Genomic DNA, 25714 nt, shown 5'->3' with positions numbered 1-25714 from the left:
GTTATTCCTTCTCAGGCGGCGTCAGGCTGCTTCGATCTCGATTTCGAAACGCATCTGATCATAAGCCGGTTCAACATGATCAGGCGTTTCACGCATCACCGTTTCATAATCGAGCGGGATGTGCATGTGGGTCAAGATCGCCCTTTTGGGTGCGAATCTTTCGATCCAGCTGAGCGCCTGTTCCAGCGAAAGATGGCTGGGGTGATAACGGTGCTGCAGCGCATCGATGACGAGGACATCGAGACCGGCAAGCTTCGGCAGGCTTTTTGCCGGAAAATCGCTGACATCGGTGCAATAGGCGACGTCACCAATACGGAAACCCAGCGAATGCACATCGCCATGCTGCTGCATATGCACGTTGAATGGGATCGGCCCGCCTGCCCCGTCGATAATCAAGGTCGTGTCGATATCGGCAATGATCCGCGGTTCGACGATGGGCGGATAGTTGCTGCCCGGCGGGGTCTCCAGGCAATAGGCGAAACCGTCCCTTATGCGCGCCATGGTGACGGGATCGGCATAGATGGGGATGCGGTGTTTCTGAAGAGCGAAATAGATGCGCAGATCATCTATGCCGTGCAGATGGTCGGCATGGGCGTGGGTGTAAAGCACCGCATCGACCGCCTCCACCTTTGCGGCGATCATCTGCTCGCGAAAATCCGGGCCGGTGTCGATAACGACGGTCGTCCTGCCACCGTCAGGGCCGATCTGCTCCACCATAAAGGCCGTTCGCGTACGCCGGTTCTTCGGGTTCTCGGGATCGCAGGCGCCCCAGTCGCCGTTGATGCGCGGCACGCCAGGCGACGACGCGCAACCGAGAACCGTGAAGCGACGACGGTAGATTGCCACGTCTACACCCTTGTCATCTTGGAAAAGCAGCGGAAGGCGTTTTCGGTGGTGATTTCGGCCATGCGCTCGAAGGAAACGCCATGCACCTCGGCCAGAACCTCTGCTGTGTTGACCACATAGGAGGGTTCGTTGCGCTTCCCGCGCCAGCGCTTTGGCGCGAGATAAGGCGCATCCGTTTCCACCAGCAGCCTGTCCAGCGGCACGGTGGCGGCGATATCACGGATATCCTGCGATTTCGGGAAGGTCAGAATACCGGAGAAGGACACATAACCGCCAAGTTCGACGCCGGTTCTCGCCAATTCAGGGCCGGCAGAGAAGCAGTGCAAAATGAAGGGGAACGCCCCCTTGTCGCTTTCCTCGCGCAAAATAGCGGCCATGTCCTCATCGGCGCTGCGGCTGTGGATAACGAGCGGCAGCTTCGTTCGTCTTGCCGCCTTGATGTGGCGGATGAGGCCGGTCTTCTGGTCTTCCGGCTTCTGCATATCGTAGAAATAATCCAGACCCGCCTCACCGATCGCCACGATCTTGTCATGGCTCTCCGCGAGCCGCACAAGCTCGTCGGCGGAAATATCCAGTTCCTCGTCGGCATTGTTGGGATGCGTACCGACCGAACAGAAGACCGACGGATATTTTTCCGCGATCTTCAAAAGCTCCGGCAGCCGACGCACCCGGGTCGAGATCGTCACCATTTGGGCGACGCCAGAAGCATGGGCGCGGGCGATAATGTCGTCGCGCTCGGCCTCGAAATCGGGAAAATCCAGATGACAATGGGTATCGATCAGCATGGTTGTCGCCTTCAAGCTTCCGGCGCGACATAACGCGGGAAAACCGGCTTCGGTGCTTCCAGCGGCGTGCCCGGAACCAGACGGCCAGCTGCGCCCAAAGCAGCGAAATCACGTTTATCGACAGGCGCAGCGACGAGATCGAGCAGCTTCTCGCAGGATTCCGGCATGAAGGGCTGCAGGAGAATGCCGATCTGGCGCACCACTTCCGCCGTAACGTAAAGCACGGTGCCCATGCGCTCAGGGTCGGTCTTTTTCAGCGCCCACGGCTCCTGCGAGGCGAAATAGCGGTCGGTTTCCGAGACGACGGCGATGATGGCCGCAAGCGCACGGTGGATGAGCTGCTTGCCCATCTCCTCGCGGCAAATCTCAAGCAGCCCATCGGCGGAGCCAAGCATCGCCTTGTCTTCTTCGGTGAACTCACCGGGCGTCGGGATCTGGCCGTCGCAATTCTTGACGATCATCGAGAGTGAACGGCTGGCGAGATTGCCGATGCCATTGGCAAGATCGGCATTGATACGGGTGGCGATGCCCTCTTCGCTATAGCTGCCGTCCTGGCCGAAGGAGACTTCGCGCAGGAAGAAATAACGGACCTGATCGAGACCGAAATGGTTTACCAGATTGGCTGGATCGACGACGTTGCCGAGCGACTTCGACATCTTCTCGCCCTTGTTGAGCAGGAAGCCATGCGCATAAACCCGCTTGGGCAGCGGCAGCTTGGCGCTCATCAGGAAGGCCGGCCAATAGACCGCGTGGAAACGGATGATGTCCTTGCCTATGATATGCACGTCGGCGGGCCAATATTTCGCACGCGGGCCGTTTTTATCCTCGATGTAACCGGTCGCGGTGATGTAGTTGGTCAGCGCATCGACCCAGACATACATGACGTGCTTCGGATCGTTGGGGACCTTGATGCCCCAATCGAAGGTGGTACGGGAAATCGACAGGTCCTTAAGACCGGATTTCACGAACGAAATGATTTCGTTGCGACGCTCGGCCGGACCGATGAAGTCAGGGTTCTCTTCGTAGAGTTTCAGGAGTTTATCCTGATATTCGGAGAGCTTGAAGAAATAGCTTTCCTCTTCCACCCATTCCACCGGCGTGCCCTGTGGCCCGTAACGGACGCCATCGGCGCGCACTTCCGTCTCGTCCTCGGCGTAATAGGCTTCGTCGCGCACGGAATACCAGCCGGCATAGCTGTCCTTGTAGATGTCACCGCTACCGGCCATCAGGTTCCAGATATTGCGCGAGGTCTCATGGTGACGCTCTTCCGTGGTGCGGATGAAATCGTCGTTCGAGGCGTTGAGCATCTTGCCCATCGCGCGGAACTGGTCGGAGTTGCGCTGGGCGAGCTCTTCCGGCGAAATACCTTCCGCCCGCGCCGTCTGCTGCATCTTCTGGCCATGTTCGTCGGTGCCGGTCAGGAAGAAAACATCCATTCCGTCCAGGCGCTGAAAGCGTGCCATGGCGTCCGTCGCAATCAACTCATAGGCATGGCCGATATGCGGCTTGCCGTTGGGATAGGAGATCGCGGTGGTGATGTAGAACGGTGTCTTGTCTGTCATGACGGTCGATCGACTTTACAGGCTGTTTTTTGGATAGACCGCTCTTAAACCATTGTTCGCAGCAGCGAAACAACAACTTCCCCATTTCGGGTATGATTCATATCCCGGCGCCTAAACCGAACGAATATCTTCCAGAATGGAAAGCACCATCTGCTTCTTGTCGAGATTATAGGCCTGCGCCACAGTGATGCGCTCCGAAAGCGTCGAGGAAAGCCGGGCATGTTTTTCTGCCGCCGCAATGTCACCCGCCATTGCCGCCGCCCGCGCTCGCGCCATCAGCTCTTCCGTCACATGCTCCATGAAGAATCCGAGAACGATGTCGCCATCTTTCTGCGCCAGAACCTCGGCAAGCTTGTGCATGCGCTTGCGCGCGCCCGGCCCTTCGGCAGTCATCACTTCGGCAAAGACCTCGACAATGTCGGAACCGCCATAATTCATCAGTTTCAGCGCCTGCGCCACGCTGCCCTTGGCGGCGGCAAGCAGAGCGTCGCGTTTCTCACCTTCGGGGCTGATGTCGAGTTGATCGAGCGCTTGCACCATCGCCGCATCGGAAAGCGGCACGAGCCGGAGCGGCATGCAGCGCGAACGGATGGTCGGCAGCAATTTTCCCGGTGCATGCGAAAGCACCAGGAACATCGCCCGCTTCGGTGGCTCCTCCAGTATTTTCAGGATGGCATTGGCGGCGTTCCGGTTAAGATCGTCGGCAGGATCGATGATGACGATGCGCCAGTTGCCCGTGCCGGATGTCTGCGAAAAGAAGTGCCCTGCCCGCCGCACCTCGTCCACCGTAATGGCGGATTTCACACGGCCCGTCTTTTCGTCCACAGGACGGGTCAGATGCAGCAGATTGTGCGAGGCGCCGGCGGTGATCTGCCGGCTGACCAGTGATTGCGGATCGGGATCGGCAAGGAAATCCGGCGCGGATGCGGGATCGGGATGGGTCAACACATGATTGGCGAAACGAAAGGCGAGCGTCGCCTTGCCGATCCCCTCCGGTCCCTCGATCAGAATGGCGTGATGGCCTTTGCCGGAGCGATAGGATTGCGCAAGAAAGGCCTCCGCCTCCTCGTGCCCGAAAAGCCTCGTGTTCTGCTGCGGCGCAATCGCGCCGTCGAGAACGCCCTGAACCTCACTCATGCGCGGCGTCCGCAGCTTTTCCCGCACGCTCGAGCAACGGCTCGACAAAGGACATGACATCCTCTGTCACCTTTTCCTGCGGCTGGTCGGCGTTCACGATCCGGCAACGACGCGGCTCGGCGAGCGCAATATCCAGATAGGCCTCACGACGCTTCTCGTGGGTCTCGATTTCCTCTTTTTCGAACCGATCCGGCGTAGCACCCTCATCCGCCCGTTTTCTGGCGCGGGCGAGCCCCTTTTCGGCGGCGATATCGAAGATCAGCGTCAACTCCGGCACGACGCCATCGATGGCTATCCGTTGCAGCGTCTCGATGAAATCAGGCTCCAGATTGCCGGTCGTGCCCTGATAGACACGCGAGGAATCAAGAAAGCGGTCGCAGAGCACGATCTCGCCGCGCGCAAGCGCCGGACGAATGACCTCTTCGACATGGTCGTTGCGCGCCGCCGCAAACAGGATTGCTTCCATGCGCACCCCGAAGGACTCTGCCGCACCCGAGAGCAGAACATGCCGAACGGCCTCCGCACCCGGCGAGCCGCCCGGCTCACGCGTCACGACCACCTCGAAACCACGGCCGCGAAGCGCCTCGGCAAGCGTGCGAATCTGCGTCGACTTGCCGGCGCCTTCGCCGCCTTCGAAGCTGATGAACAATCCGGTCTTTTCGGCCAATGTCACGTCCTGCGAGGAATTCACGTCAATGTTGAAATGCCTGTTTACAGCATCGAACGGAAAAGTGTGAAGCGCTTTTCAGAAAATCCGATGCCTGAACAAAAGCATAGGAACAAGGCCGCCCGTGCAACAGGCTTTCAGAGCCAGAACAGCAGCAGTTCCTTCAGCGCGCCTGTCGCATTCTGGGTGAGCGACCCCTTGCCGACCGCCGCCTTCGTGTAAAGCGGCACTTCCCGCAACAGGCGCTCGCCCGAGAAAATCTTAAGCGTTCCGGCATTTGCACCGACGTCCAGCGGCGCATTCAGGGGCCAGCGATAGACGATCCGGCCAGAAATACGGTCCGGATTATTGACCGGCACAAGCACGCTCACATCTTCCTTCGGCGAAAGATCGATATGCGAAACATCGCCGCCATAAACGCTGACAGACCCGACGGCTTCGTCCCTGCTGAAGAGATGGCGTTTTTCAAAGGCGGTCAGGCCCCAGTCCACCACCCGGCGGGCCTCTTCCTGCCGCGTCTTGTCGTCCGCGATGCCGCCAAGCGCCAGATAGACCCGGCGGCCTCCCCGCTCGGCCGAAACGACAGCCGCAAAACCGCTGCCTTCCGCAAAACCGAGACCGAGACCGTCGATACCGCTACCGGGCATCAGGAGCGTATTCTTGTTGCGCTGGAAAATCCGGTTCCATTCGAAATCCGGCTTGGTAAAAAGCCCGTAACGGTCGGGATAGGTGTCATGCAGATGCTGGGCAAGGCGCACCATATCCCTCGCACTCGTCCGGTTGCCGGGGTCGGGAAGCCCGGTCGAATTGGTAAAGGTGCTGCGGCTCATGCCCAGTTCGTCCGCCCTCACCGTCATGCGTTTGGCGAAAGCGGCATCCGAACCTGCCATGCCTTCGGCGACGACGATACAGCCGTCATTGGCGTTCTGAACGATGATCCCGGTCAAGAGATCGTTGATGCTGACCGAGGATTTCAGCGCCGCGAACATCGTCGAGGTGCGTGAAGGCGCACCGCCCGTGCGCCAGGCATATTCCGAGACGGGATAAGCCGTCTCTGCCGTCACCTGCCCCTTTGAAAGCGCATCCAGCACCACTTCCACCGTCATCAGCTTGGCGAGCGATGCGGGCGGAAAAGGCTGATCCTCATTTTGCGAAAGAAGCACCGTGCCTGTTTCGGCATCGATCATATAGGCCTGTTCCGCCTTGGCGATGAAGGGGCCGGTCTGCGATTGTGCCGGGCTTGCACTGAAAAGCGCAAACGCTGCCGCTGCGAGGAGCGAACAATAGGAGCGATGAATGGCCTTGCGCATGAAACCGCCCAGTCCTGCCTGCCGTAACCGGCTGCCCGCGACAAAGGCAAAAGGCCGGCCGTATCCTTCAATTCGTCAGCGCGACTTCGCCTGCTGACGTTTCACATGGGCGAGTATCGATTGCTCGTTGAGCGCGCCACGGTCGACGAGCACGCTGTCGAAGGCGCTCGCGGTCCTGGAGACCGTAGCCGATTCTTCGGAATAGGCCGCCGCAAATTTGGAGGAAGGCGTCGGCACACGCAGATAATTGCCGCCGGGCGCCGCCGGTTCACGCATGAAATTGCCTTCCGGACGTTCGGCCAGGAAAGGACCGATTTCCGGCAGGATCGCGAACTGTTCGAAAGCCGGTGCCGAACCATTGACCAGCGGCATGGCCTGCAACGCTGCATTCTTCCTGGAGCCGACAAGCGCTGTCTGGGTCGAGCCGCCATAATTCGGGTTGGACGCCGGAGCCGGAACGAAATTCGGCGAGGCTGAAGCCACCATCACGCCTGTCGCGATCTGCCCTTCCGGCGCCACACCCGGTGAGCGAGAACCCTTCGGAATATAAGATGCCATCAGATAAGGCATATCGTGACCATCGAGCGGCGCACGTCCGGCGTATTGTACCCGCACATTGGCCGTGCCAGTGGTCTTCATGTCGAGAAGATCGGCCGTCTTGCTTGAAACGTCGATCAGGCGGCCTTCGTGGAACGGTCCGCGATCGTTGACGCGCACCAGAACCGACGCGCCATTGTCCATATTGGTGACGCGCGCGTAGCTCGGCAGGGGAAATGTCGGATGTGCGGCAGAAAGATGTTCTTTGTCGTAGACTTCGCCATTGGCGGTCAGGCGACCATGGAAGGCGGAACCATACCAGGAGGCAAGGCCGGTCTTGTTGTAACCCGGTTCTTCCTTGGGGAAATAACGGCGGCCCTTGACGGTATAGGCATTGCCGATCAGCTCGCGCCCGCCGCCCTTGGGAATGGCCTTGCCATCGGCCACACGCGGGCTGGCTTTGACGCCATATTCGGATTCGGAAAAATATTCCTTGCTGCGCTTGGGCTTAGGCTTGGTCTCGGATGTCGTGGAACACGATGCGGTTGCGGCGCAAAGCACGGAAATTGCAAGCCACTTCACGCCCGACCTGGCGTTGATGCCGAGTTTCTTGACCGTAGAATTCAAATCGTCTGCCCCACGCTGCTATTGGCTCGGAGAACCGCACCCTCACTTGCCTCGATTATTTGCCCCTGCCATCGAAGCACCTAACAGTCGCTTAATCTTGTGCATAACGTGGCGAAAATGCGAACGACTTCTGCAAATTCGATAAAATTGTAACGAACGTGGTTAATGATTTCTATCTTTTGAGCCCACCCATCGGGCCGGATTTACCCGCCTCAACATCTCACGCTCACCGCATCCGCAAGGAACAAACGGAGGGCAACCGCGTTCTCTCCCCGCAAAGAAACGAGCTTTCCGCCGGTTTCGGCTGAGGGAGGAAACATGATCAAGCTTATGAGAACCACAGTTCTTGCGATGGGCATCGCCTTGGTATCCTTCGCCGCGCCGATCCCCGCAGGTGCGCAGGACATGGAACTCAGAATCGGCCCCGACGGCGTTCGCCCCGTCATCCGCGATCGTGACCGGGACATAGACCGCCGCGGCCCGCCCCGCATGCGCGGCTGTAGCGAACGCGAAGCCCGCGCCGCCGCCCGTGAGGCCGGCCTGCGCGATCCCGAGGTCGTGCGCGTCACCCCGGGTCGTGTCGTCGTAGAAGGCTTCACGCGCCGGGGACCGGATCGCATCACCTTCGCCAATGAACGGGGCTGCCCGGAAATATGATTGCATCGACAAAATGGAACCCGCTGCACAGCGGGATTCCCGTTCGCGGTGTTTTCCAGCCATTCCAAAGCCAGGAAGCGGGATCGAAGCATCCCTCACCGCAGCATTGTTCGAATGATTTTAAAGTGTCCGACTTGAGAGATAGGTGACGTTTTGTACCGGAGACATGGGTAACACTTTTCGCTTTGCGGGAGGTGTTGATGCCGTGGAGAGAGACTTCGGTTATGGAAGAACGTCTACGCTTTGTCGCCCGTTTGCTGGAGGGCGAAGGAATGAGCGAGGTGTGCCGGGACTTCGGCATATCGCGCAAGACCGGCTACAAGATATTCTATCGCTACAAGGACGACGGGCTTGAAGCTCTGACGGACCGCTCCCGGCGTCCGGTGCGCTACGCCAACCAACTCCCCGATCCCGTCGAGGCAATGATCGTGCGCCTCAAAAAGGAGAAGCCTCATTGGGGTGCGCGCAAGATCCGCGAACTGCTGGTGAAAAAGCTCGCTGGCGACGTCCGTATTCCGGCGAGCAGCACCGTACATGCGGTGCTCGACCGCCATGGCCTTGTGCGCCAGGCCCGCAAGAGGAACCGGGCAAACAAGGCCATGGGCACCACGCTGTCGCAAGCCGTCAATGCCAACGATCTGTGGTGCGCCGACTTCAAGGGCGAGTTCAAACTTGGGGATGGCCGTTATTGTTACCCTTTGACCGTAACCGATCAGGCATCCCGCTATCTATTGGCTTGCGAAGCCTTCGAATCGACACGAGAGCAAGCCGTGATCGAAGCCTTCCGCCGCCTGTTTGCCGAACATGGCCTGCCTCAGGCGATACGCTCGGACAACGGGCTACCTTTTGCCTCACCAAACGGGCTGTACAATCTGTCGAAGCTGTCGGTTTTCTGGTTGAGGCTTGGGATAGCGATCGAGCGCATCAAACCGGGCCATCCACAGCAGAACGGCCGGCATGAGCGTATGCATCTGACATTGAAGAAGGAGGCAACTCGCCCACCCGAACGTAGCCTTCTCCAGCAACAGGTACGCTTTGATGCATTCGTCAGCGAATTCAATGGCGAGAGGCCGCATGAGGCGATCAGCATGAAAGTGCCTGCTGATCTCTATACCGCCTCTTTGCGCCCCTACCTTGGCCTGCCGGAGATCGATTATCCCTTCCATGATCGAGACATCATCGTCACCAATTGCGGACGCGCCTGCCTCTTTCGCAAGAAGATCAATATATCGACCGTACTGGCCGGACAGAAACTGGGATTAAAGGAGGTGGAAGACGGCATTTGGCTCGTCAGCTTCATGCATTACGATCTAGGATATATCGACCTGGAACAGAGAACGCTGCAAACAATCGACAATCCGTTCGGCACGAGATTGTCACCTATGTCTTAGGTACAAACTGTTACCTATGTCTCCGGTCTGGACAAAGCTTGATGGCAGATGGGGTGGGATTCGAACCCACGGTACGCTCTCACGCACGCCGGTTTTCAAGACCGGTTCCTTAAACCACTCGGACACCCATCCATCGGTGGTGAGGCTTTATAGCGGTTTGAAAAAGGTCGTCAATCCCGACCGGTCGAGCGGCGTCGCTCTTCTTTCGTGGTAGGCAGATCATTGCCCCGGTGTCGTGGCCGGCGGCAACAGGGATCCGTCACCTGAAGGTATCGACGGCGCCTGCTGAGCCGTATCGAATAGCGTCAGGCTTAAAACGATTGCCACAAGCGCCAGCAAAAGCGCCACAAAGAGGATTCCCGATTTATCCATGCGTTTGCTCATGTCACGTTATCTTAAAGCCGAATATGTGCAATTCTGGGCAACGCAAAGAACAAAGTGAAAGTCTGTCAAGTTGTCTTACAGATTCGGCGAACTTATCGTTCAAAAATCCGCAAATTGGGTGAAATTTATGCATAGGCGTACTGTTTGAGACGGAAATGGCCTATCGCGTCAGCACTATTGTCATTTATATCAGGCCATCGCTCCCGGGCATTGCCCAACTTTCCCCGAGCGATCAACCTGCCCCGCCTCTTTGCGGGGCTTTTTTTCTATTATGACCACAAAAAAGAAGCGTGACCGAAAGGCCAGCGGCCGATAACCGCCATCGTCTCAGACGCCGATGCTCGGCCCGCCATTGCCGTGCCGGCCGTCACCTCGGAGAATATCCTCGAACAGATTTAGCAGCGCCGGCGGCAAGCTATCGGACAACTCAGTGATGATTTCGTTGGCGCGATTATAGGAATAGATGGCCGAGAGCGTCAGCACCAGCAGCACGATCCACGGCCAGATCGGCTTGCGCCTTTGCGGCGCTCCGTTCGGTTGTTGTGGTAAGGTCATGCCGGCACCTTTCCTTCAGGCCTTCACGCGCGGCTCGCCTCCGGGCGCGTAGGCGGTTTTCTGCAAGAAACGGAATATATTGCCGCACTGGGCGCAGCGGATCATGAAATCCGTCGGATCGCCCGAGACGCGCTCCGCGCGAAATCCGCGCGGCATTTCATCGATGCGAAAATCGACGTCCCGGCGGCTCTTGTCATCCGATTCCGACGCTTCGGCAAAACCCTGATGACCACATTTGGAACATTCGAGCTTCCGAGAATATCTGTCGCGCGCTGCCATATGCCGTCCTTTGCTTGGTTGTTATCAGGTAGCAGCGGCAAAACATCATTTCAATGCCGATCGCCTCGGGGTAAAGCTTTGCACGGCTATTTCCCGGCGGGAAACGCATCCGGCGGCCGGAATGAATGTGGAAGCCCATGAACGACCAGAAACCTCTGCTGTCATCATCGCTCGTCCTGCGGTCCGTCCTTATCGCCGCAATTCTGCTCGTCTTTCTCGGCGTTCTAAATGTCGGCATCAAATGGTATGGCGAGCGGATTCTTCAGGCCGGCCAGACGACGGACACCGAAGAGGTCGAGATCGTCATCGGCAACGACCGGCTGAAGCTTGCCAAAAACACCCTGCGGGCGCCTTCCGAGCGCCTCGGTGGAGAACGGGAGCGCGTCGACCTTTATCTAAGCTGGCCTGATCTCAAGGGGTATGAGGAAGCGAATCGCGCCGTTTTCGACGATCCGGCGCAGGCGGCAGGTCTGATTTTCATCCAGCTTTCGCAAAGCACCATGTCCGAGGACATGTCCGGTCGTTTCGGGCCGATCTATTCGCGGCTGACGGAGGGAGAGCCGATGCCGTTGAAGCACGGCCTGCTGCTGCACCGTCTGCGGACCGATTCCGGCTATGGCAAGGAAGTCATATTGACCGGCGATCGCGATGGCGAAAGCGTCTATGTGGTGCGCTGCCTGCTGCCGCAAACGCCGCAGGCGGCCACCGGCAGCGATTGTCAGAGGGATATTCACGCCGGACAGGACCTCAGCCTGTTCTACCGTTTCTCCTCCGCCCTGCTGCCCCAATGGCAAAAGCTGGATGCGGAGGTGAAAAACTATATCGAGCGCCGCCTCGTAAAAGACGGAAATCGGTGAAACAGCACGGCACAGATTGGGTGTGAAAAGTCGCATTTTATGGAAGGCGGATACCTTTCATAAACCACTTGGTAACGCCAACCCGATAAAGTTTTGTCTCGGAGCATCGGGCGGGGCGTGTCCGAGCGGAACAGAAATATGCGATTGAAGAGTTCAGCAGTGTTGAAAAGTCTATCCGGGGCACATTCGCGCAAAGCGGGTGCGACGTCTTTTGTGAGGTTTATTGCGTTAACCCTTGCTGCGGCGTTCATAACCGCAACATCCGTTCAAACCGCAAAGGCCGATCCGAAATATGCGGGCATCGTCATCGATGCCAAGACCGGCAAGGTTCTTTATGGCGAGGATCCGGACGGGCTGCGTTATCCGGCGTCGCTGACAAAGATGATGACGCTTTATCTGACATTCGAGGCGCTCAATACCGGACGTATCTCGCTCGATTCGAAGGTGCCGGTGTCAGCCAACGCCGCCAAGGAGCCGCCGTCCAAGCTCGGCGTACGCGCCGGCGGCAGCATCACCGTGGAACAGGCCATCCTTGCACTCGTCACCCGGTCCGCAAATGACATGGCAACCGCGCTCGGCGAATATCTCGGCGGCTCGGAAGACCGTTTTGCCAGAATGATGACCGCCAAGGCCCGAGCGCTCGGCATGACCCGCACGACGTATCGCAACGCCAACGGCCTGCCCAACACGGCGCAGATGACAACGGCACGCGACCAAGCCCGTCTCGGTATCGCGCTTCGCCAGCATTTCCCGCAATATTACGGCTACTTCTCCACCCGTACCTTCAACTTCGGCAAGCAGGTTATCGGCAACCATAACCGTCTTGTCGGAACCGTGAAGGGTGTGGATGGCATCAAGACCGGTTATACCCGTGCAGCCGGCAGCAACCTTGCCACATCGGCTCAGCTTGACGGACGTTCCATCGTCGCCGTCGTTCTCGGTGGTCGCTCCAGCGCTGCCCGTGACGCCACCATGCGCAAGCTTGTCGCAACATACCTGCCGCAGGCATCGCGTGGCGGCAACAGCAACCTGATCGCGCAGACCCGCTCCGCACCGGTCGAAGAGCCCGCCGCCGTCTCCGCTGCCGTTCCTTCCGTGGCAGTTGCTGCAACGGCAGCCGGCCTGCCCAATTCCGGTCCAGTCCCGCAGGCCCGTTACGAGGAAGCGCCGGTCACCGCTTTTGCAGGCTCCTCTTCCAATGCGGCCGTCAAGGCAATGGAAGCCGCAACCTGGCAGAAGGGCAAGGACCCGATTGCTCGTGCGCCTTCCGCGCCGGACCGTAAGCTGATCACCAACTCGACCAAGGTGGATAATATCGTCACCGCGTCCACTACGACACCTGTCGTCTCCGCGCCTTCAGTTTCGGCCAGGTCGGAAATTCCGCAGGGAAGCTGGGTGATCCAGATCGGAGCATCTCCCGACGAGAACTCCGCGCGCGGCCTGTTGCACAACGCGCAGGAAAAAGGCGGTGCGGCGCTGCGCTCCGCAAAGCCCTTCACGGTTGCCTTCAACAAGGACGGCTCCCAGATCTACCGCGCCCGTTTCGGCGGCTTCGATGGCCAGAACGCCGCGGTGAATGCATGCAATGCATTGAAAAAGAAAGGCGTCAGCTGCTGGGCGTCACTCCAGTAACAGACGTTTTCGCAGGCGGTGGTTCACGCTCGAAACATCGCCTGTCTCCTCGAAATTTGTAATGTGTAGCGAGGCTTTCCAAGATGGCAGTCAACGAGAATTATTCGGACATTGCGTCTGGCAACGGGCATGGCAACCTGTCGGTTCTGCATCCCATTCACGAGGCGGCGATGCGTATCGCCGATCTCGGTCTTAACCGTTCCAAGGCGAAGACGCGCGATCTCGTGGCGCTGCTTCTGTCGCATGGCGCCCGCGCCTGGCGCTCCAATCAGCCGGAAGCAAACATCCACCTTCATGTCGCAAGCCGCTCGGGCCGCGCACCGGTGCATATTCGGATCCGCTGAAAATCAAACGCAGTCGATAAGACGCAAGCAAAAAACCCCGCGGAGCCTGAGCGCCGCGGGGTTTTTCTTGATTGGTAGCCGAAGATAACGAGGCGGCTTACGCCTCGCTTTCCGGCGCCTCCAGCGTATCAGGCAGATCGGCGGCGGCGTCTTCGCCATTGCCGTTTTCCGCTTCGTCGTCGCCTTCCGGCTCGTTGATACGCTCCACGGAAACCACCTTCTCATCCTTGGCGGTCGAGAAAATAGTCACGCCCTTGGTGGCGCGGCTGGCGATGCGGATTCCGTTGACCGGAACGCGGATGAGCTGACCGCCATCGGAAACCAGCATGATCTGGTCGCCCTCCTCCACCGGGAAGGCAGCGACGAGTTCGCCGATCTCGTTGGTCTTTGCCGTATCGGTGGCGCGGATGCCCTTGCCGCCGCGACCCGAGGTGCGGAAGTCGTAAGAAGAGGAACGCTTGCCGAAGCCCTTCACGGAAACCGTCAGCACGAATTCTTCACGCGCCTTCAGTTCCTGATAACGCTCTTCGCTGAGTTCACCCTCTTCTGTAACTTCCTCGCCGACGAGCGCAATATCGTCCTCATCAACGCCTGCGGCACGCCGCTCGGTAGCCGAACGCTTCAGATAGGCCGCGCGCTCCCACGGTTCAGCTTCCACATGGCCCACAATGGTCATGGAGATGATGCGGTCGCCCTCGGCCATGTTGATGCCGCGCACACCGACGGAGTTGCGGCCGGCAAAGACGCGCACATCGTCCACGGGGAAGCGGATGCACTGGCCGAGCGCGGTCGTCAGCAACACGTCGTCGCGGTCCGTACAGGTTTCAACGGAGAGGATTTCATCGCCCTCCTCGTCCAGCTTCATGGCGATCTTGCCATTGCGGTTGACCTGCACGAAATCGCCGAGCTTATTGCGGCGAACCGTGCCACGCGTCGTCGAGAACATTACATCCAGCGTTTCCCAGGTCGTTTCGTCCTCGGGCAACGGCATGATGGTGGTGATGCGCTCGCCGGGCTCCAGCGGCAGCATGTTGATGAGGGCCTTGCCCTTGGACTGCGGCGTGCCGATCGGCAGACGCCAGACCTTTTCCTTGTAGACGATGCCACGCGAGGAGAAGAACAGGACAGGCGTATGGGTATTGGCAACGAAGAGACGGTTGACGAAATCCTCGTCGCGCGTCGCCATGCCGGAACGGCCCTTGCCGCCGCGACGCTGCGCCCGATACGTGGTCAGCGGCACGCGCTTGATGTAGCCGAGATGCGAAACGGTGACGACCATGTCCTCGCGGGCGATGAGGTCTTCATCGTCCATATCTGGGCCGCCCTCGACAATCTCGGAACGGCGCGGCGTGCCGAACTCATCACGGACGGCGACAAGCTCGTCCTTGACGATCTGCTGGATGCGCAGGCGCGACGACAGGATTTCCAGATATTCGGATATTTCAGCGCCGATCTTGTTCAGTTCGTCGCCGATTTCATCGCGGCCGAGCGCTGTGAGGCGGGCAAGGCGAAGTTCGAGAATGGCGCGCGCCTGCTCTTCCGAGAGATTGTAGGTGCCGTCTTCATTGATGCGGTGGCGCGGATCGTCGATCAGACGGATCAGGCTTTCCACATCCTGCGCCGGCCAGCGCCGCGTCATCAGCTCTTCGCGGGCCGAAGCGGGATCGGGCGCATGGCGAATGACGCGGATGACCTCGTCGATATTGGCGACCGCAATCGCCAGACCGACCAACACATGCGCGCGCTCACGCGCCTTGCGCAGCAGATATTTGGTGCGGCGGCTGACGACATCCTCGCGGAACGAAACGAAAGCGCGCAGCATGTCGAGCAGTGTCATCTGCTCCGGCTTGCCGCCGTTCAGCGCCACCATGTTGCAGCCGAAGGAGGTCTGCAGCGGCGTGTAACGGTAAAGCTGGTTCAGGATGACATCGGCATTGGCATCGCGCTTCAGCTCGACGACCACGCGGTAGCCCTGGCGGTCGGACTCGTCGCGCAGGTCGGAAATGCCCTCGATGCGCTTTTCCTTGACCAGTTCGGCCATCTTTTCGATCATCGACGCCTTGTTCACCTGATAGGGAACCTCGGTGATGATGATCTGCTCGCGGTCGCCGCGCATCGGTTCGATGGTGGCGCGGCCGCGCATGATGACCGATCCGCGACCCGTCTCGTAAGCCGAGCGGATGCCGGACCGGCCCATGATCAGCGCGCCGGTCGGGAAATCCGGGCCAGGAATGATCTGCATCAGTTCCGGCAGCTCGATCGCCGGATTTTCGATGAGAGCGATACAGCCGTCGATGACCTCAGAAAGATTGTGCGGCGGAATATTGGTGGCCATGCCAACGGCGATGCCGCCTGCACCGTTGACCAGCAGATTCGGGAACTTGGCCGGAATGACGACCGGCTCTTGCAATGTGCCGTCATAGTTATCGCGGAAATCGACCGTTTCCTTGTCGAGATCGTCGAGCAGCGAATGCGCGGCCTTGTCCAGACGGCATTCGGTATAACGTTCTGCCGCCGGCGGATCGCCGTCGATGGAGCCGAAATTGCCCTGCCCGTCGATCAACGGCAGGCGGAGCGACCAGTCCTGCGCCATGCGCGCCAAAGCGTCGTAGATCGCCGAATTGCCGTGCGGATGGAATTTACCCATCACGTCCCCGGTAACGCGGGCGCATTTGACGTATTTTTTGTTCCAGTCGATGCCGAGTTCGGACATGCCGTAGAGGATACGACGATGGACCGGCTTCAGGCCGTCTCGCACATCGGGAAGCGCGCGGGACACGATAACGCTCATGGCGTAATCGAGATACGACCGCTGCATTTCCTCCATGATGGAAATCGGTTCAATGCCTGGCGGAAGTTTTCCGCCGCCGGGGGGGCTCTGGTCAGTCAAAACGGATCACATTCTCTGTTAAGAATCGGATGGATTTTTATAGCGGAAACAGCAACGTTAAGCCAATTTCCCGGCGAGTTTTGAACAGGCTTTTGCGTCATTTGCAAGACGAACGCCGCTTTTCACGATTTAGCCCGGCAAAAGTGGGTCCGTTCCCTTTCAAAGCAGCCACGACTTGCGTAGGGTCATATGCAAAAAGGCAATAAGCGGGGAAAGAATGGCCAGCAGCGAAACGCTCATCAATGCGCTCACCACACTTCTGGTCACACTCGATCCACCGGGTCTCGCACCCGTTTTCCTGGCGCTCACCGTCGGCATGACGCGCGACCAGCGCAGCCAGGTGGCGCTGCGCGGCTCCATCATCGCCTTCGGCATTCTCGCCGTCTTCGCGCTTTTCGGCCTCGCGATCCTCAATCTTCTCGGCATCTCGCTCGGCGCCTTCCGCATCGCCGGTGGCCTTCTGCTGTTCTGGATTTCCTTCGAGATGATTTTCGAAAAACGCCAGGAGCGCAAGGAAAAGACTTCCGAAATCGCCATCACCAGGGACCAGCTTCACAATCTGGCGGTCTTTCCGCTGGCGCTGCCCCTGATCGCCGGGCCGGGCGCCATTTCAGCCACCGTGCTGCTAGCCGGATCGATGAAGACCACGGTCGAGATGGTGGTGCTCATCCTGATCCTCGCTTTCGCCATGGCCCTCGTTTATGCAGCCCTGATCGTCTCGGAACGCATGGACCGCTTTCTCGGCAATACCGGCCGTGCGATCCTCACCCGGCTGCTCGGCGTGCTGCTGGCGGCACTATCGGTGCAATTCGTGGTCGACGGCATAAAATCGGCCTTTGATTTCTGATCTTCGGTGCGATCCCATGTCCGCGCAACAAGATCCCGTATGCGGTTATAACTCCGGAAAATCCGCGCTTTAAATCCGGCCGGCATTTCGGCTAAAAGACGCGCATCTTTTCCGGTCTCGAAAGTTGTTCTCATGCGCTCCACGCTGCGCCGCCTCATCCCGGATGCCGCCCCCGTCAGCAACAGGGAAAGGCTGCGCTCCGCAAGCGGCGCCTTTTTAGGCATTCTGCTGACTGGGCTTCTCGGCAGTTTGGCTCTGCGTTTCGATCCCACCCTGCCCGCCATGATCGCACCGATGGGCGCCTCGGCCGTGCTTTTATTCGCCGTGCCCTCCAGCCCGCTGGCGCAACCCTGGTCGATCCTGTGCGGCAATCTCGTATCGGCTTTCGTGGGTGTAACCGCAGCGCTACTGGTGCCGGATCCATTCCTCGCCAGCGCGCTCGCCGTCAGCCTTGCCATTGCCGCCATGATGGCGCTGCGCTGCCTGCATCCGCCAAGCGGTGCCGTCGCGTTGACGGCCGTTCTCGGCGGCCCCGCCGTACACAGCCTCGGTTATGACTTCCTGCTCTGGCCGGTCGCCGGAAACTCACTGATCCTTCTGGCACTCGCGCTCGTCTATAACAATGCCACCGGCCGCACTTATCCCCACGGCCTGAAGTCTGGAAAGGCCGCCCATGGCACCACCGACCCCACCCCTATCCAGAAAATCGGCTTTTCCTCCAGCGATCTCGATGAGGTGCTGAAGGAATATGACGAGTTTCTCGATATTGACCGGGACGAGCTCGAAGCCATCCTGCGCAAGACCGAACTGCGCTCTTACCGCCGCCGCGCGCTGCATCTCGATTGCGCCAGTGTCATGTCGCGGGATGTGATCGGTGTCGCCCCCGATGACAGCCTGCGCCACGCCCATACGTTGATGCGCAGCCACCATTTCAAGGCACTGCCCGTCACCAATGATAAGGCCGAAATCCTCGGCATCGTTACCCAGACCGATTTCCTGAAGAAGGCAAGCTGGAGAAACGGTCGCCCCTCCATCGGCTTCCTGCAGCGGCTGCGCCGGATTCTATCAGGCGCAAGCGCCCCCAACGATACCGTCAAGGACATCATGACCTCCCCGGTAAAAACCGTGCAGCCTGAAACCTCGATCGAGGAGGCCATCATCCGTTTTGCGGAGGAAGGTCTACATTACCTGCCGGTTATCGACGCCAAGGGAAAGATGGTGGGCATCGTGTCGCAATCGGATGTCATGGTTGCGATGCTGGCGGACAAGGTGGCGGCCTGAGCCGATCTAAAATTAAAGGCGGGCAGCAGCCTTGCTACGCCCGCCTTCCACAATCTGCGAGCTTCCGCTCAGAACGGGATATCGTCATCCATATCGTTGGAGAATCCACCGGAAGGCTGGCTGCCGCCACGGGAAGAGCCGCCGCGGGGTGACGACTGCTGGTCGTAACCGCCGCTGCCGCTGTAACCGGAACCACCGCCGCTGCCATAATCATTGCCGCCGCCGAAATCGCCGCCGCCGCTGCGGCCACCGCCGCCGCCCTCGCCGCGACCATCAAGCATCGTCAGCGTGGAATTGAAGCCCTGAAGCACGATTTCGGTGGAGTAACGGTCGTTACCGGTCTGGTCCTGCCATTTGCGCGTCTGCAACTGGCCTTCAATATAGAGCTTGGCGCCCTTCTTGACATATTGCTCGACCACCTTGCAAAGGCCTTCGTTGAAGACGACGACGGTGTGCCATTCGGTCTTCTCGCGGCGCTCGCCGCTGTTACGGTCCCGCCAGGTCTCCGAAGTGGCAATGCGCAGATTGGCGATGGGGCGGCCATCCTGCGTCCGGCGGATTTCGGGATCGGCGCCCACGTTTCCGATCAGAATTACCTTGTTTACGCTACCAGCCATCTCGTCATCCTATCCGCCGGCCATCATGACCGGCAATTACATTTCAAAAAATTCGCCACACAATAGCTGCCGCCGCCCGCAAAGGGCACCGCAGCCGGGGAACTATCCACAAAGAATAATCTTAAGCTGCGGGAGCAGACATTCGCGCTTGCAATTCGTTCCTTTTTTGTTCTATTAAATCGCAGATTTCGAGTCAAGCATTCCGAAAAGCTGCGACCGATTGGGAATAGACCTCGACACATCCGGCTGCGTCGCTACATAAGGACGCGCTGCCATCAAGCCTGTTATTTTTGTCCGAGCCTTGTCATGAGTGAACTGAAGACGATTTCCATCCGTGGCGCCCGCGAGCACAACCTCAAGGGCATCGATCTGGACCTGCCGCGCAACAAGCTGATCGTCATGACCGGCCTTTCCGGTTCGGGCAAGTCGTCGCTTGCCTTCGATACGATCTATGCCGAGGGCCAGCGCCGTTATGTCGAAAGCCTTTCGGCCTATGCGCGCCAGTTCCTGGAAATGATGCAGAAGCCGGATGTCGACCAGATCGACGGCCTGTCGCCGGCAATCTCCATCGAGCAAAAGACAACGTCGCGCAATCCGCGTTCCACGGTCGGCACGGTCACCGAAATCTATGACTATATGCGCCTGCTGTTCGCCCGCGTCGGTGTGCCCTATTCGCCGGCGACCGGCCTGCCGATCGAGAGCCAGACGGTCAGCCAGATGGTCGACCGCATCCTCGCTTTCGAGGAAGGCACGCGTCTTTATATTCTTGCGCCGATCGTGCGCGGCCGCAAAGGCGAGTACAAGAAAGAACTCGCCGAGCTGATGAAAAAGGGCTTCCAGCGCGTCAAGGTGGATGGCCAGTTCTACGAGATCGCAGACGTTCCTGCCCTCGACAAGAAATACAAGCACGATATCGACGTGGTGGTCGACCGCGCCGTTGTTCGCCCGGATATGGCCGCACGCCTTGCCGACAGTCTCGAGACCTGCCTCAAGCTCGCCGACGGGCTGGCAATCGCCGAATTCGCCGACAAACCTCTGCCGCCGGAAGAAACCGCCGCTGGTGGCTCCGCCAACAAGTCGCTTAACGAGACCCATGAACGGGTGCTGTTTTCGGAAAAATTCGCCTGCCCTGTTTCCGGTTTCACCATTCCGGAAATCGAGCCGCGGCTGTTCTCCTTCAACAATCCCTTCGGCGCTTGTCCCAGCTGCGACGGTCTCGGCTCGCAGCAGAAGGTCGATGAAAACCTCATCGTACCGGAGCCGGCCCGTACGCTGCGCGACGGCGCGATAGCGCCCTGGGCCAAATCCTCCTCACCCTATTACAACCAGACACTGGAAGCGCTCGGCAAGACTTTCGGCTTCAAGCTGTCGAGCAAATGGTCGGACCTGTCGAAAGAAGCGCAGCACGCCATCCTGCAGGGCACCGATGACAAGATCGAATTCAACTATCAGGACGGCGCCCGCTCCTACAAGACGGTGAAGAATTTCGAAGGCATCGTGCCCAATCTGGAACGTCGCTGGAAAGAGACGGACAGCGCCTGGGCGCGCGAGGAAATCGAACGTTACATGTCGGCGGCCCCCTGCCCGGCCTGCGCCGGTTATCGCCTGAAGCCGGAAGCGCTCGCCGTCAAGATCAACAAGCTGCACATCGGTGAAGTTACCGAAATGTCGATCCGTACGGCGCGCGACTGGTTTGAGGTGCTGCCGGAAAACCTCAACGCCAAGCAGAACGAAATCGCGGTGCGTATCCTCAAGGAAATCCGCGAACGGCTGCGCTTCCTCAACGATGTCGGGCTGGATTATCTCAGCCTATCGCGCAATTCAGGCACGCTTTCCGGCGGTGAAAGCCAGCGTATCCGTCTGGCCTCGCAGATCGGCTCGGGCCTGACAGGCGTTCTCTATGTTCTCGACGAACCCTCGATCGGACTGCATCAGCGCGACAATGCCCGCCTGCTCGATACGCTGAAACATCTGCGCGATATCGGCAATACCGTCATCGTGGTCGAACACGACGAAGATGCCATTCTGACGGCGGATTATGTGGTCGACATTGGCCCGGCGGCCGGTATCCACGGCGGCCAGGTCATTGCCGAAGGTTCGCCGCAGGAGGTGATGGCCAATCCAAAATCGCTGACCGGCAAATATCTGTCCGGCGAACTCGGCGTTGCCGTGCCGGCTGAGCGCCGCAAGCCCAAGAAGGGCCGCGAGATCAAGGTGTTCGGTGCACGCGGCAACAATCTGAAGAATGTCACCGCAGCTGTGCCGCTTGGCGTCTTCACCGCCGTAACCGGCGTATCTGGCGGCGGCAAGTCCACCTTCCTGATCGAGACGCTTTATAAATCGGCGGCGCGCCGGGTGATGGGTGCGCGCGAAATCCCGGCCGAACACGACCGCATCGACGGTTTCGAATTCATCGACAAGGTGATCGATATCGACCAGTCGCCCATTGGCCGCACGCCGCGTTCCAACCCGGCCACCTATACCGGCGCCTTCACGCCGATCCGCGACTGGTTCGCCGGCCTGCCGGAAGCAAAAGCGCGCGGTTATGCGCCCGGCCGCTTCTCCTTCAACGTCAAGGGCGGACGATGCGAAGCCTGCCAGGGCGATGGCGTCATCAAGATCGAGATGCACTTCCTGCCCGACGTCTACGTCACCTGCGATGTCTGCCACGGCAAGCGCTACAATCGCGAAACGCTGGATGTCACCTTCAAGGGTAAGTCCATCGCCGATGTGCTGGACATGACGGTCGAGGAAGGCGTGGAATTCTTCGCCGCCGTGCCAGCGGTGCGCGACAAGCTGCAATCGCTTTTCGATGTCGGCCTCGGTTACATCAAGGTCGGCCAGCAGGCCAATACGCTCTCCGGCGGCGAGGCGCAGCGCGTCAAGCTCGCCAAGGAACTGTCAAAGCGCTCGACGGGCCGCACGCTCTATATTCTCGACGAGCCGACGACCGGCCTGCATTTCCACGATGTCAACAAGCTGCTGGAAATGCTGCATGCGCTGGTCGAACAGGGCAATTCCGTCGTGGTGATCGAGCACAATCTCGAAGTCATCAAGACGGCGGACTGGATCATCGATATCGGGCCTGAAGGCGGCACGGGCGGCGGCGAAGTGGTGGCGACCGGTACGCCGGAGGACATTGTGAAGGTCGAGCGTTCCTATACCGGTCATTTCCTGAAGGAGCTTCTGGAGCGCCGGCCAGCCGGAAAACGGGAGGCTGCGGAGTAATCCGCAGCTTTCGTCGCAAGGGTACGAAAGGCCGAAGGCCGGAGGAGAAATAACACATGTCGACATCAGGCACGATTCGCACCGGTATCGGCGGCTGGACCTTCGAGCTCTGGGAAGGCACGTTTTATCCCGAAAAATTGCCGAAGAAGCGCCAGCTGGAGCACGCCAGCCGGCAGCTTACGGCCATTGAGGTGAACGGCACCTATTACAGCAGCCAGAAGCCGGAGACCTTCGCCAAATGGGCTTCCGAAGTGCCGGAGGATTTCGTCTTCTCGCTGAAGGCAAGCCGCTTCGTCACCAATCGCAGGGTTCTGGCCGAGGCCGGTGAATCCATGACGAAGTTTTTGACTCAAGGGTTGACGGAACTCGGCGCCCACCTCGGCCCGATCCTCTGGCAGTTTGCGCCCACAAAGAAATTCGATGCGGATGATTTCGGCGCCTTTCTGGCGCTGCTGCCGGAAAAACAGGACGGCATCTCCCTGCGGCATGTGGTGGAGGTCCGCAACGAAACATTCCAGGTCCCGGAATTCATCGATCTCATCGCCAAACACAAGGTTGCGGTCGTCTGCGCCGATCATCATGATTATCCGATGTTGCCGGACGTGACCGCCGATTTCGTCTATTGCCGCCTGCAGAAGGGCGAGGACGATATCAAGACCTGTTATCCGCAGACCGGGATCAGCGACTGGGCCAAACGGGTCAAGACCTATGCGGCGGGCGGCGTGCCTGACGATCTGCCGCTGATTGCGCCTGAGCGGTCGGTCGAAAAGACCCCGCGTGACGTCTTCGCCTTCTTCATCACCGGCGGCAAGGTCAATGCACCCGTGGGTGCGCAGGAGTTGCAAAAAGCGGTCTGAGCCCCCTCAGCCCGCCAGTTCTTTTATGGGGTTGAAATCGATGGCGGCAAAAGCGGCCTCGATCACCTCTGGCCCAGCGCCCGGCCGGGTGGCATCGCTGGAGAGGATTTGCCGGAAACGGCGCGCGCCCGGCATGCCCTGAAACAGGCCGACCATGTGTCGGGTAACGTGATTGAGACGTCCACCTGTGGCAATATAATCGGCAGCGTAGTCCATCATCGTGTCCCGCAAAGCCATCCAGTCATATTGGAGGGCTTCCTCGCCATGAATGCGATGATCGACATCGGCAAGGATTGAGGTGTTGTGATAGGCGGCGCGGCCGAGCATCACGCCGTCCATATGTTTCAGGTGCTCGCTCGCCTGATCGAGATCGGAAATACCACCATTGATGCCGATGAAGACGTCAGGATTTTCCCGCTTCATCCGATAGACGAGATCATAATCAAGCGGCGGCACCTCGCGGTTTTCCTTCGGCGAAAGCCCCTGAAGCCAGGCTTTGCGCGCATGAACCCACACCGCATCCGCACCGGCAGCAACCACCCGCGCCAGAAAATCCGGCAAGACGGTTTCGGGCTCCTGGTCATCAACACCGATCCGGCATTTGACCGTGACGGGCACAGCAGCAACGGCCTTCATCGCAGAAATACATTGCGCAACGACGTCAGGTTCACGCATCAGGCAGGCGCCGAAGGTGCCGGATTGCACGCGGTCCGAAGGACAGCCGACATTGAGGTTGATTTCGTCATAACCGTAATCGCCGGCGATCCGCACCGCTTCGGCAAGCTTGGCCGGATCAGACCCGCCAAGCTGCAGCGCAACGGGATGCTCCTGAGGATGATAACCGAGCAACCTCTCACGCTGACCATGGATGATGGCGTCGGCGACGATCATTTCGGTATAAAGCAGCGCGCGCTTCGACAATTGCCGGTGCAGAAATCTGCACCTCGTATCGGTCCAGTCGATCATGGGGGCCACGGCGAAGATTTTTTCGCCGCTTGCAAGCGCTTGTCTGTACATGGATTAACCTCTTTGCGCCGGCTTCTACAACAAAGGACCGTAAAAAGCCAGTTTTGCAGGCAGGGTCATTTTGAACTGGAAATCGCCCCGGAATCGCGGGACAAGAATTGCACTCAAAAAAGACGACAGGAAATCCACATGGCCGCCACCGTCATCCCCGCTCCCAAACCCGTTCTCCTGCCCGTTGAAGGCACGGGCGACCTGTTTCCCGTACGGCGGGTCTATTGCGTCGGCCGCAATTATGCCGATCACGCCATTGAGATGGGCCACGATCCCTCGCGCGAGCCGCCCTTTTATTTCCAGAAGAACCCGGACAATCTGCTGCCAGCCGGTGAGGACTTCCCCTACCCGCCGCTGTCATCGAACGTACATTACGAAGTCGAATGTGTCGTGGTTCTGAAAAGCGGCGGCGCCGATATCCCGGCGTCCTCGGCACTGGACCATGTCTGGGGTTACGCCGTCGGTATCGACATGACCCGCCGCGACCTGCAGGACGGCCTGAAGAAGATGGGCCGCTCCTGGGAAGGCGCGAAGGCCTTCGAATATTCCGCACCGGTCTCCCCCATCGTTCCCGCAGACAGGATCGGCCATCCCGCCACTGGCGCGATCTGGCTCGACGTCAATGGCGAACGCAAGCAGACGGGCGACCTTGCCCAGATGATCTGGAAGGTGCCGGAAGTGATTGCCGAGCTCTCCAAGCTGTTCACGCTTGCCGCCGGTGACGTGATCATGACCGGCACGCCGGCCGGCGTCGGCCCGATCGTGCGCGGCGACCGCATCGAATGCGGCGTCGAGGGTGTCGGCACGCTTGCCGTGACGGTTGCCTAAAGGCCAAAAAAAACAAAAGGGAAGGACACCGCCATGCCGCTTTATCGCCTCGCCGACCGGGTGCCACAAACCCCTGCCCCGGATCGTTACTGGCTCGCGCCAGATGCCAATGTCATCGGTTCGGTCACGCTCGGCGACGATGTCGGCATCTGGTTCGGCGCGACGCTGCGCGGCGATAACGAGCCGATCAGCATCGGGCGCGGCACCAATATTCAGGAAGGCGTGATGGTGCATAGCGACCCCGGTTTTCCCGCCGTCATCGGCGAAATGTGCACCATCGGCCACCATGCCATCGTTCATGGCTGCACCATTGGCGACAATTCGCTCATCGGCATGGGCGCGACGATCCTGAATGGTGCGAAGATCGGCCGCAACTGCCTCGTCGGCGCCAATGCGCTGGTGACGGAGGGCAAGGAATTTCCGGACAATTCCCTGATTGTCGGCTCGCCGGCGCGCGCCATCCGGACGCTGGATGATGACACCGTCGCGGGGCTTCGCCGCTCGGCGGAGAAATACATCGAAAACTGGAAACGTTTTTCGAAGGATCTGACGATCATCGAGTGATAGGAAACGGCGGGC

The 25714-nt window shown here is 59.4% G+C and carries 24 protein-coding genes and 1 tRNA gene; 11 read left to right on the top strand and 14 right to left on the bottom strand.

Annotation, left to right across the window (positions count from 1 at the left end; translation table 11 throughout):
- Positions 1–21: 21 nt before the first annotated feature.
- The 7 genes from O9X91_RS13065 to O9X91_RS13035 form a co-directional block, all read right to left on the bottom strand.
- Complete coding sequence (locus tag O9X91_RS13065; RefSeq protein ID WP_142912214.1) at positions 22–846, bottom strand: MBL fold metallo-hydrolase; 825 nt, start codon at positions 844–846, stop codon at positions 22–24.
- Positions 847–848: 2 nt separating this feature from the next.
- On the bottom strand, positions 849–1631 hold the full coding sequence (locus O9X91_RS13060) for a TatD family hydrolase (RefSeq protein ID WP_142912215.1): 783 nt from the start codon (positions 1629–1631) through the stop codon (positions 849–851).
- Between the two features lie 11 nt (positions 1632–1642).
- Positions 1643–3193 (bottom strand): methionine--tRNA ligase, encoded by a 1551-nt coding sequence (gene metG / locus O9X91_RS13055; protein WP_142912216.1) that lies wholly within the window; start codon positions 3191–3193, stop codon positions 1643–1645.
- A gap of 111 nt (positions 3194–3304) precedes the next feature.
- The gene (locus O9X91_RS13050) at positions 3305–4330 is read right to left on the bottom strand and encodes a DNA polymerase III subunit delta' (protein WP_269823934.1); all 1026 of its coding nucleotides are present in this window, start codon (positions 4328–4330) and stop codon (positions 3305–3307) included.
- Complete coding sequence (gene tmk, locus O9X91_RS13045; protein WP_137410305.1) at positions 4323–4997, bottom strand: dTMP kinase; 675 nt, start codon at positions 4995–4997, stop codon at positions 4323–4325. The genes O9X91_RS13050 and tmk overlap by 8 nt, the downstream gene beginning before the upstream one ends.
- Before the next feature lie 137 nt (positions 4998–5134).
- Positions 5135–6307 (bottom strand): D-alanyl-D-alanine carboxypeptidase family protein, encoded by a 1173-nt coding sequence (locus O9X91_RS13040; RefSeq protein ID WP_077982293.1) that lies wholly within the window; start codon positions 6305–6307, stop codon positions 5135–5137.
- 75 nt (positions 6308–6382) lie between these two features.
- Positions 6383–7471, bottom strand: coding sequence for a septal ring lytic transglycosylase RlpA family protein (locus O9X91_RS13035; RefSeq protein ID WP_137410306.1), 1089 nt, complete (start codon positions 7469–7471; stop codon positions 6383–6385).
- 318 nt (positions 7472–7789) lie between these two features.
- On the opposite strand from O9X91_RS13035, the gene O9X91_RS13030 reads away from it, so the two are divergent.
- Complete coding sequence (locus O9X91_RS13030) at positions 7790–8128, top strand: hypothetical protein (protein ID WP_269833256.1); 339 nt, start codon at positions 7790–7792, stop codon at positions 8126–8128.
- Positions 8129–8328: 200 nt separating this feature from the next.
- The gene (locus O9X91_RS13025) at positions 8329–9519 is read left to right on the top strand and encodes an IS481 family transposase (RefSeq protein ID WP_269834263.1); all 1191 of its coding nucleotides are present in this window, start codon (positions 8329–8331) and stop codon (positions 9517–9519) included.
- 42 nt (positions 9520–9561) lie between these two features.
- Here O9X91_RS13025 and O9X91_RS13020 read toward each other — a convergent pair.
- The 4 genes from O9X91_RS13020 to O9X91_RS13005 form a co-directional block, all read right to left on the bottom strand.
- Positions 9562–9651, bottom strand: a tRNA-Ser gene (locus O9X91_RS13020).
- Positions 9652–9738: 87 nt separating this feature from the next.
- Positions 9739–9903 carry a hypothetical protein gene (locus O9X91_RS13015; RefSeq protein WP_077982291.1) on the bottom strand — a complete coding sequence of 55 codons (165 nt, stop codon included), beginning with the start codon at positions 9901–9903 and terminating at the stop codon, positions 9739–9741.
- Positions 9904–10230: 327 nt separating this feature from the next.
- Positions 10231–10458, bottom strand: coding sequence for a hypothetical protein (locus tag O9X91_RS13010; RefSeq protein WP_077982290.1), 228 nt, complete (start codon positions 10456–10458; stop codon positions 10231–10233).
- 15 nt (positions 10459–10473) lie between these two features.
- Positions 10474–10737 (bottom strand): hypothetical protein, encoded by a 264-nt coding sequence (locus tag O9X91_RS13005; protein WP_003502742.1) that lies wholly within the window; start codon positions 10735–10737, stop codon positions 10474–10476.
- Between the two features lie 137 nt (positions 10738–10874).
- Here O9X91_RS13005 and O9X91_RS13000 point away from each other — a divergent pair, with 137 nt between their 5' ends.
- The 3 genes from O9X91_RS13000 to O9X91_RS12990 all read left to right on the top strand — a co-directional run bounded on the left by O9X91_RS13000 (position 10875) and on the right by O9X91_RS12990 (position 13570).
- Positions 10875–11594, top strand: a complete 720-nt coding sequence (locus O9X91_RS13000; RefSeq protein ID WP_142912222.1) for a hypothetical protein — start codon at positions 10875–10877, stop codon at positions 11592–11594.
- A gap of 138 nt (positions 11595–11732) precedes the next feature.
- Positions 11733–13226, top strand: a complete 1494-nt coding sequence (locus tag O9X91_RS12995) for a D-alanyl-D-alanine carboxypeptidase (protein ID WP_142912223.1) — start codon at positions 11733–11735, stop codon at positions 13224–13226.
- Between the two features lie 83 nt (positions 13227–13309).
- The gene (locus tag O9X91_RS12990) at positions 13310–13570 is read left to right on the top strand and encodes a hypothetical protein (RefSeq protein WP_077982287.1); all 261 of its coding nucleotides are present in this window, start codon (positions 13310–13312) and stop codon (positions 13568–13570) included.
- A gap of 97 nt (positions 13571–13667) precedes the next feature.
- Here O9X91_RS12990 and gyrA read toward each other — a convergent pair whose 3' ends face one another.
- Entirely contained in the window at positions 13668–16460 is a 2793-nt protein-coding gene (gene gyrA / locus O9X91_RS12985) for a DNA gyrase subunit A (protein WP_077982286.1), read from the bottom strand.
- Between the two features lie 217 nt (positions 16461–16677).
- Here gyrA and O9X91_RS12980 point away from each other — a divergent pair, with 217 nt between their 5' ends.
- Both O9X91_RS12980 and O9X91_RS12975 read left to right on the top strand, forming a co-directional pair.
- On the top strand, positions 16678–17307 hold the full coding sequence (locus tag O9X91_RS12980) for a MarC family protein (protein WP_080790741.1): 630 nt from the start codon (positions 16678–16680) through the stop codon (positions 17305–17307).
- 132 nt (positions 17308–17439) lie between these two features.
- Positions 17440–18588, top strand: a complete 1149-nt coding sequence (locus O9X91_RS12975) for a CBS domain-containing protein (RefSeq protein WP_269833466.1) — start codon at positions 17440–17442, stop codon at positions 18586–18588.
- A 68-nt stretch (positions 18589–18656) separates the two neighbouring features.
- Here the strand turns inward: O9X91_RS12975 and O9X91_RS12970 are convergent, their stop codons facing one another.
- Entirely contained in the window at positions 18657–19205 is a 549-nt protein-coding gene (locus O9X91_RS12970; RefSeq protein WP_142912225.1) for a single-stranded DNA-binding protein, read from the bottom strand.
- 306 nt (positions 19206–19511) lie between these two features.
- Between O9X91_RS12970 and uvrA the strand changes: the two genes are divergently transcribed.
- Complete coding sequence (uvrA, locus tag O9X91_RS12965) at positions 19512–22433, top strand: excinuclease ABC subunit UvrA (protein ID WP_077982283.1); 2922 nt, start codon at positions 19512–19514, stop codon at positions 22431–22433.
- A gap of 56 nt (positions 22434–22489) precedes the next feature.
- Positions 22490–23290 carry a DUF72 domain-containing protein gene (locus O9X91_RS12960; protein ID WP_142912227.1) on the top strand — a complete coding sequence of 267 codons (801 nt, stop codon included), beginning with the start codon at positions 22490–22492 and terminating at the stop codon, positions 23288–23290.
- Between the two features lie 6 nt (positions 23291–23296).
- On the opposite strand, the gene dusA is transcribed toward O9X91_RS12960, so the two are convergent.
- Entirely contained in the window at positions 23297–24307 is a 1011-nt protein-coding gene (gene dusA / locus O9X91_RS12955; RefSeq protein ID WP_142912228.1) for a tRNA dihydrouridine(20/20a) synthase DusA, read from the bottom strand.
- A 138-nt stretch (positions 24308–24445) separates the two neighbouring features.
- On the opposite strand from dusA, the gene O9X91_RS12950 reads away from it, so the two are divergent.
- Positions 24446–25135 carry a fumarylacetoacetate hydrolase family protein gene (locus tag O9X91_RS12950; protein WP_142912229.1) on the top strand — a complete coding sequence of 230 codons (690 nt, stop codon included), beginning with the start codon at positions 24446–24448 and terminating at the stop codon, positions 25133–25135.
- Positions 25136–25168: 33 nt separating this feature from the next.
- Positions 25169–25699, top strand: coding sequence for a gamma carbonic anhydrase family protein (locus tag O9X91_RS12945; protein ID WP_142912230.1), 531 nt, complete (start codon positions 25169–25171; stop codon positions 25697–25699).
- Positions 25700–25714: the final 15 nt, after the last annotated feature.

Origin of the sequence: Agrobacterium salinitolerans (assembly GCF_027498475.1) — a bacterium.
GTDB lineage: Bacteria > Pseudomonadota > Alphaproteobacteria > Rhizobiales > Rhizobiaceae > Agrobacterium > Agrobacterium salinitolerans.
Note: the sequence above shows the minus strand (reverse complement) of the source record. Positions and strands in the feature narration are given on the sequence as shown.

What these genes read in the sequence shown, in the direction of transcription:
- O9X91_RS12960 (WP_142912227.1), top strand. Translation starts at nt 22,490, where the DNA reads ATGTCGACATCAGGCACGATTCGCACCGGTATCGGCGGCTGGACCTTC.
- O9X91_RS13005 (WP_003502742.1), bottom strand. Translation starts at nt 10,737, where the DNA reads ATGGCAGCGCGCGACAGATATTCTCGGAAGCTCGAATGTTCCAAATGT.
- O9X91_RS13030 (WP_269833256.1), top strand. Translation starts at nt 7,790, where the DNA reads ATGATCAAGCTTATGAGAACCACAGTTCTTGCGATGGGCATCGCCTTG.
- O9X91_RS12990 (WP_077982287.1), top strand. Translation starts at nt 13,310, where the DNA reads ATGGCAGTCAACGAGAATTATTCGGACATTGCGTCTGGCAACGGGCAT.
- O9X91_RS12945 (WP_142912230.1), top strand. Translation starts at nt 25,169, where the DNA reads ATGCCGCTTTATCGCCTCGCCGACCGGGTGCCACAAACCCCTGCCCCG.
- O9X91_RS12995 (WP_142912223.1), top strand. Translation starts at nt 11,733, where the DNA reads ATGCGATTGAAGAGTTCAGCAGTGTTGAAAAGTCTATCCGGGGCACAT.
- O9X91_RS13060 (WP_142912215.1), bottom strand. Translation starts at nt 1,631, where the DNA reads ATGCTGATCGATACCCATTGTCATCTGGATTTTCCCGATTTCGAGGCC.
- O9X91_RS13025 (WP_269834263.1), top strand. Translation starts at nt 8,329, where the DNA reads ATGCCGTGGAGAGAGACTTCGGTTATGGAAGAACGTCTACGCTTTGTC.
- O9X91_RS12975 (WP_269833466.1), top strand. Translation starts at nt 17,440, where the DNA reads ATGCGCTCCACGCTGCGCCGCCTCATCCCGGATGCCGCCCCCGTCAGC.
- O9X91_RS13000 (WP_142912222.1), top strand. Translation starts at nt 10,875, where the DNA reads ATGAACGACCAGAAACCTCTGCTGTCATCATCGCTCGTCCTGCGGTCC.
- O9X91_RS13050 (WP_269823934.1), bottom strand. Translation starts at nt 4,330, where the DNA reads ATGAGTGAGGTTCAGGGCGTTCTCGACGGCGCGATTGCGCCGCAGCAG.
- O9X91_RS12970 (WP_142912225.1), bottom strand. Translation starts at nt 19,205, where the DNA reads ATGGCTGGTAGCGTAAACAAGGTAATTCTGATCGGAAACGTGGGCGCC.
- metG (WP_142912216.1), bottom strand. Translation starts at nt 3,193, where the DNA reads ATGACAGACAAGACACCGTTCTACATCACCACCGCGATCTCCTATCCC.
- O9X91_RS12980 (WP_080790741.1), top strand. Translation starts at nt 16,678, where the DNA reads ATGGCCAGCAGCGAAACGCTCATCAATGCGCTCACCACACTTCTGGTC.
- dusA (WP_142912228.1), bottom strand. Translation starts at nt 24,307, where the DNA reads ATGTACAGACAAGCGCTTGCAAGCGGCGAAAAAATCTTCGCCGTGGCC.
- O9X91_RS13040 (WP_077982293.1), bottom strand. Translation starts at nt 6,307, where the DNA reads ATGCGCAAGGCCATTCATCGCTCCTATTGTTCGCTCCTCGCAGCGGCA.
- uvrA (WP_077982283.1), top strand. Translation starts at nt 19,512, where the DNA reads ATGAGTGAACTGAAGACGATTTCCATCCGTGGCGCCCGCGAGCACAAC.
- O9X91_RS13015 (WP_077982291.1), bottom strand. Translation starts at nt 9,903, where the DNA reads ATGAGCAAACGCATGGATAAATCGGGAATCCTCTTTGTGGCGCTTTTG.
- O9X91_RS13010 (WP_077982290.1), bottom strand. Translation starts at nt 10,458, where the DNA reads ATGACCTTACCACAACAACCGAACGGAGCGCCGCAAAGGCGCAAGCCG.
- O9X91_RS12950 (WP_142912229.1), top strand. Translation starts at nt 24,446, where the DNA reads ATGGCCGCCACCGTCATCCCCGCTCCCAAACCCGTTCTCCTGCCCGTT.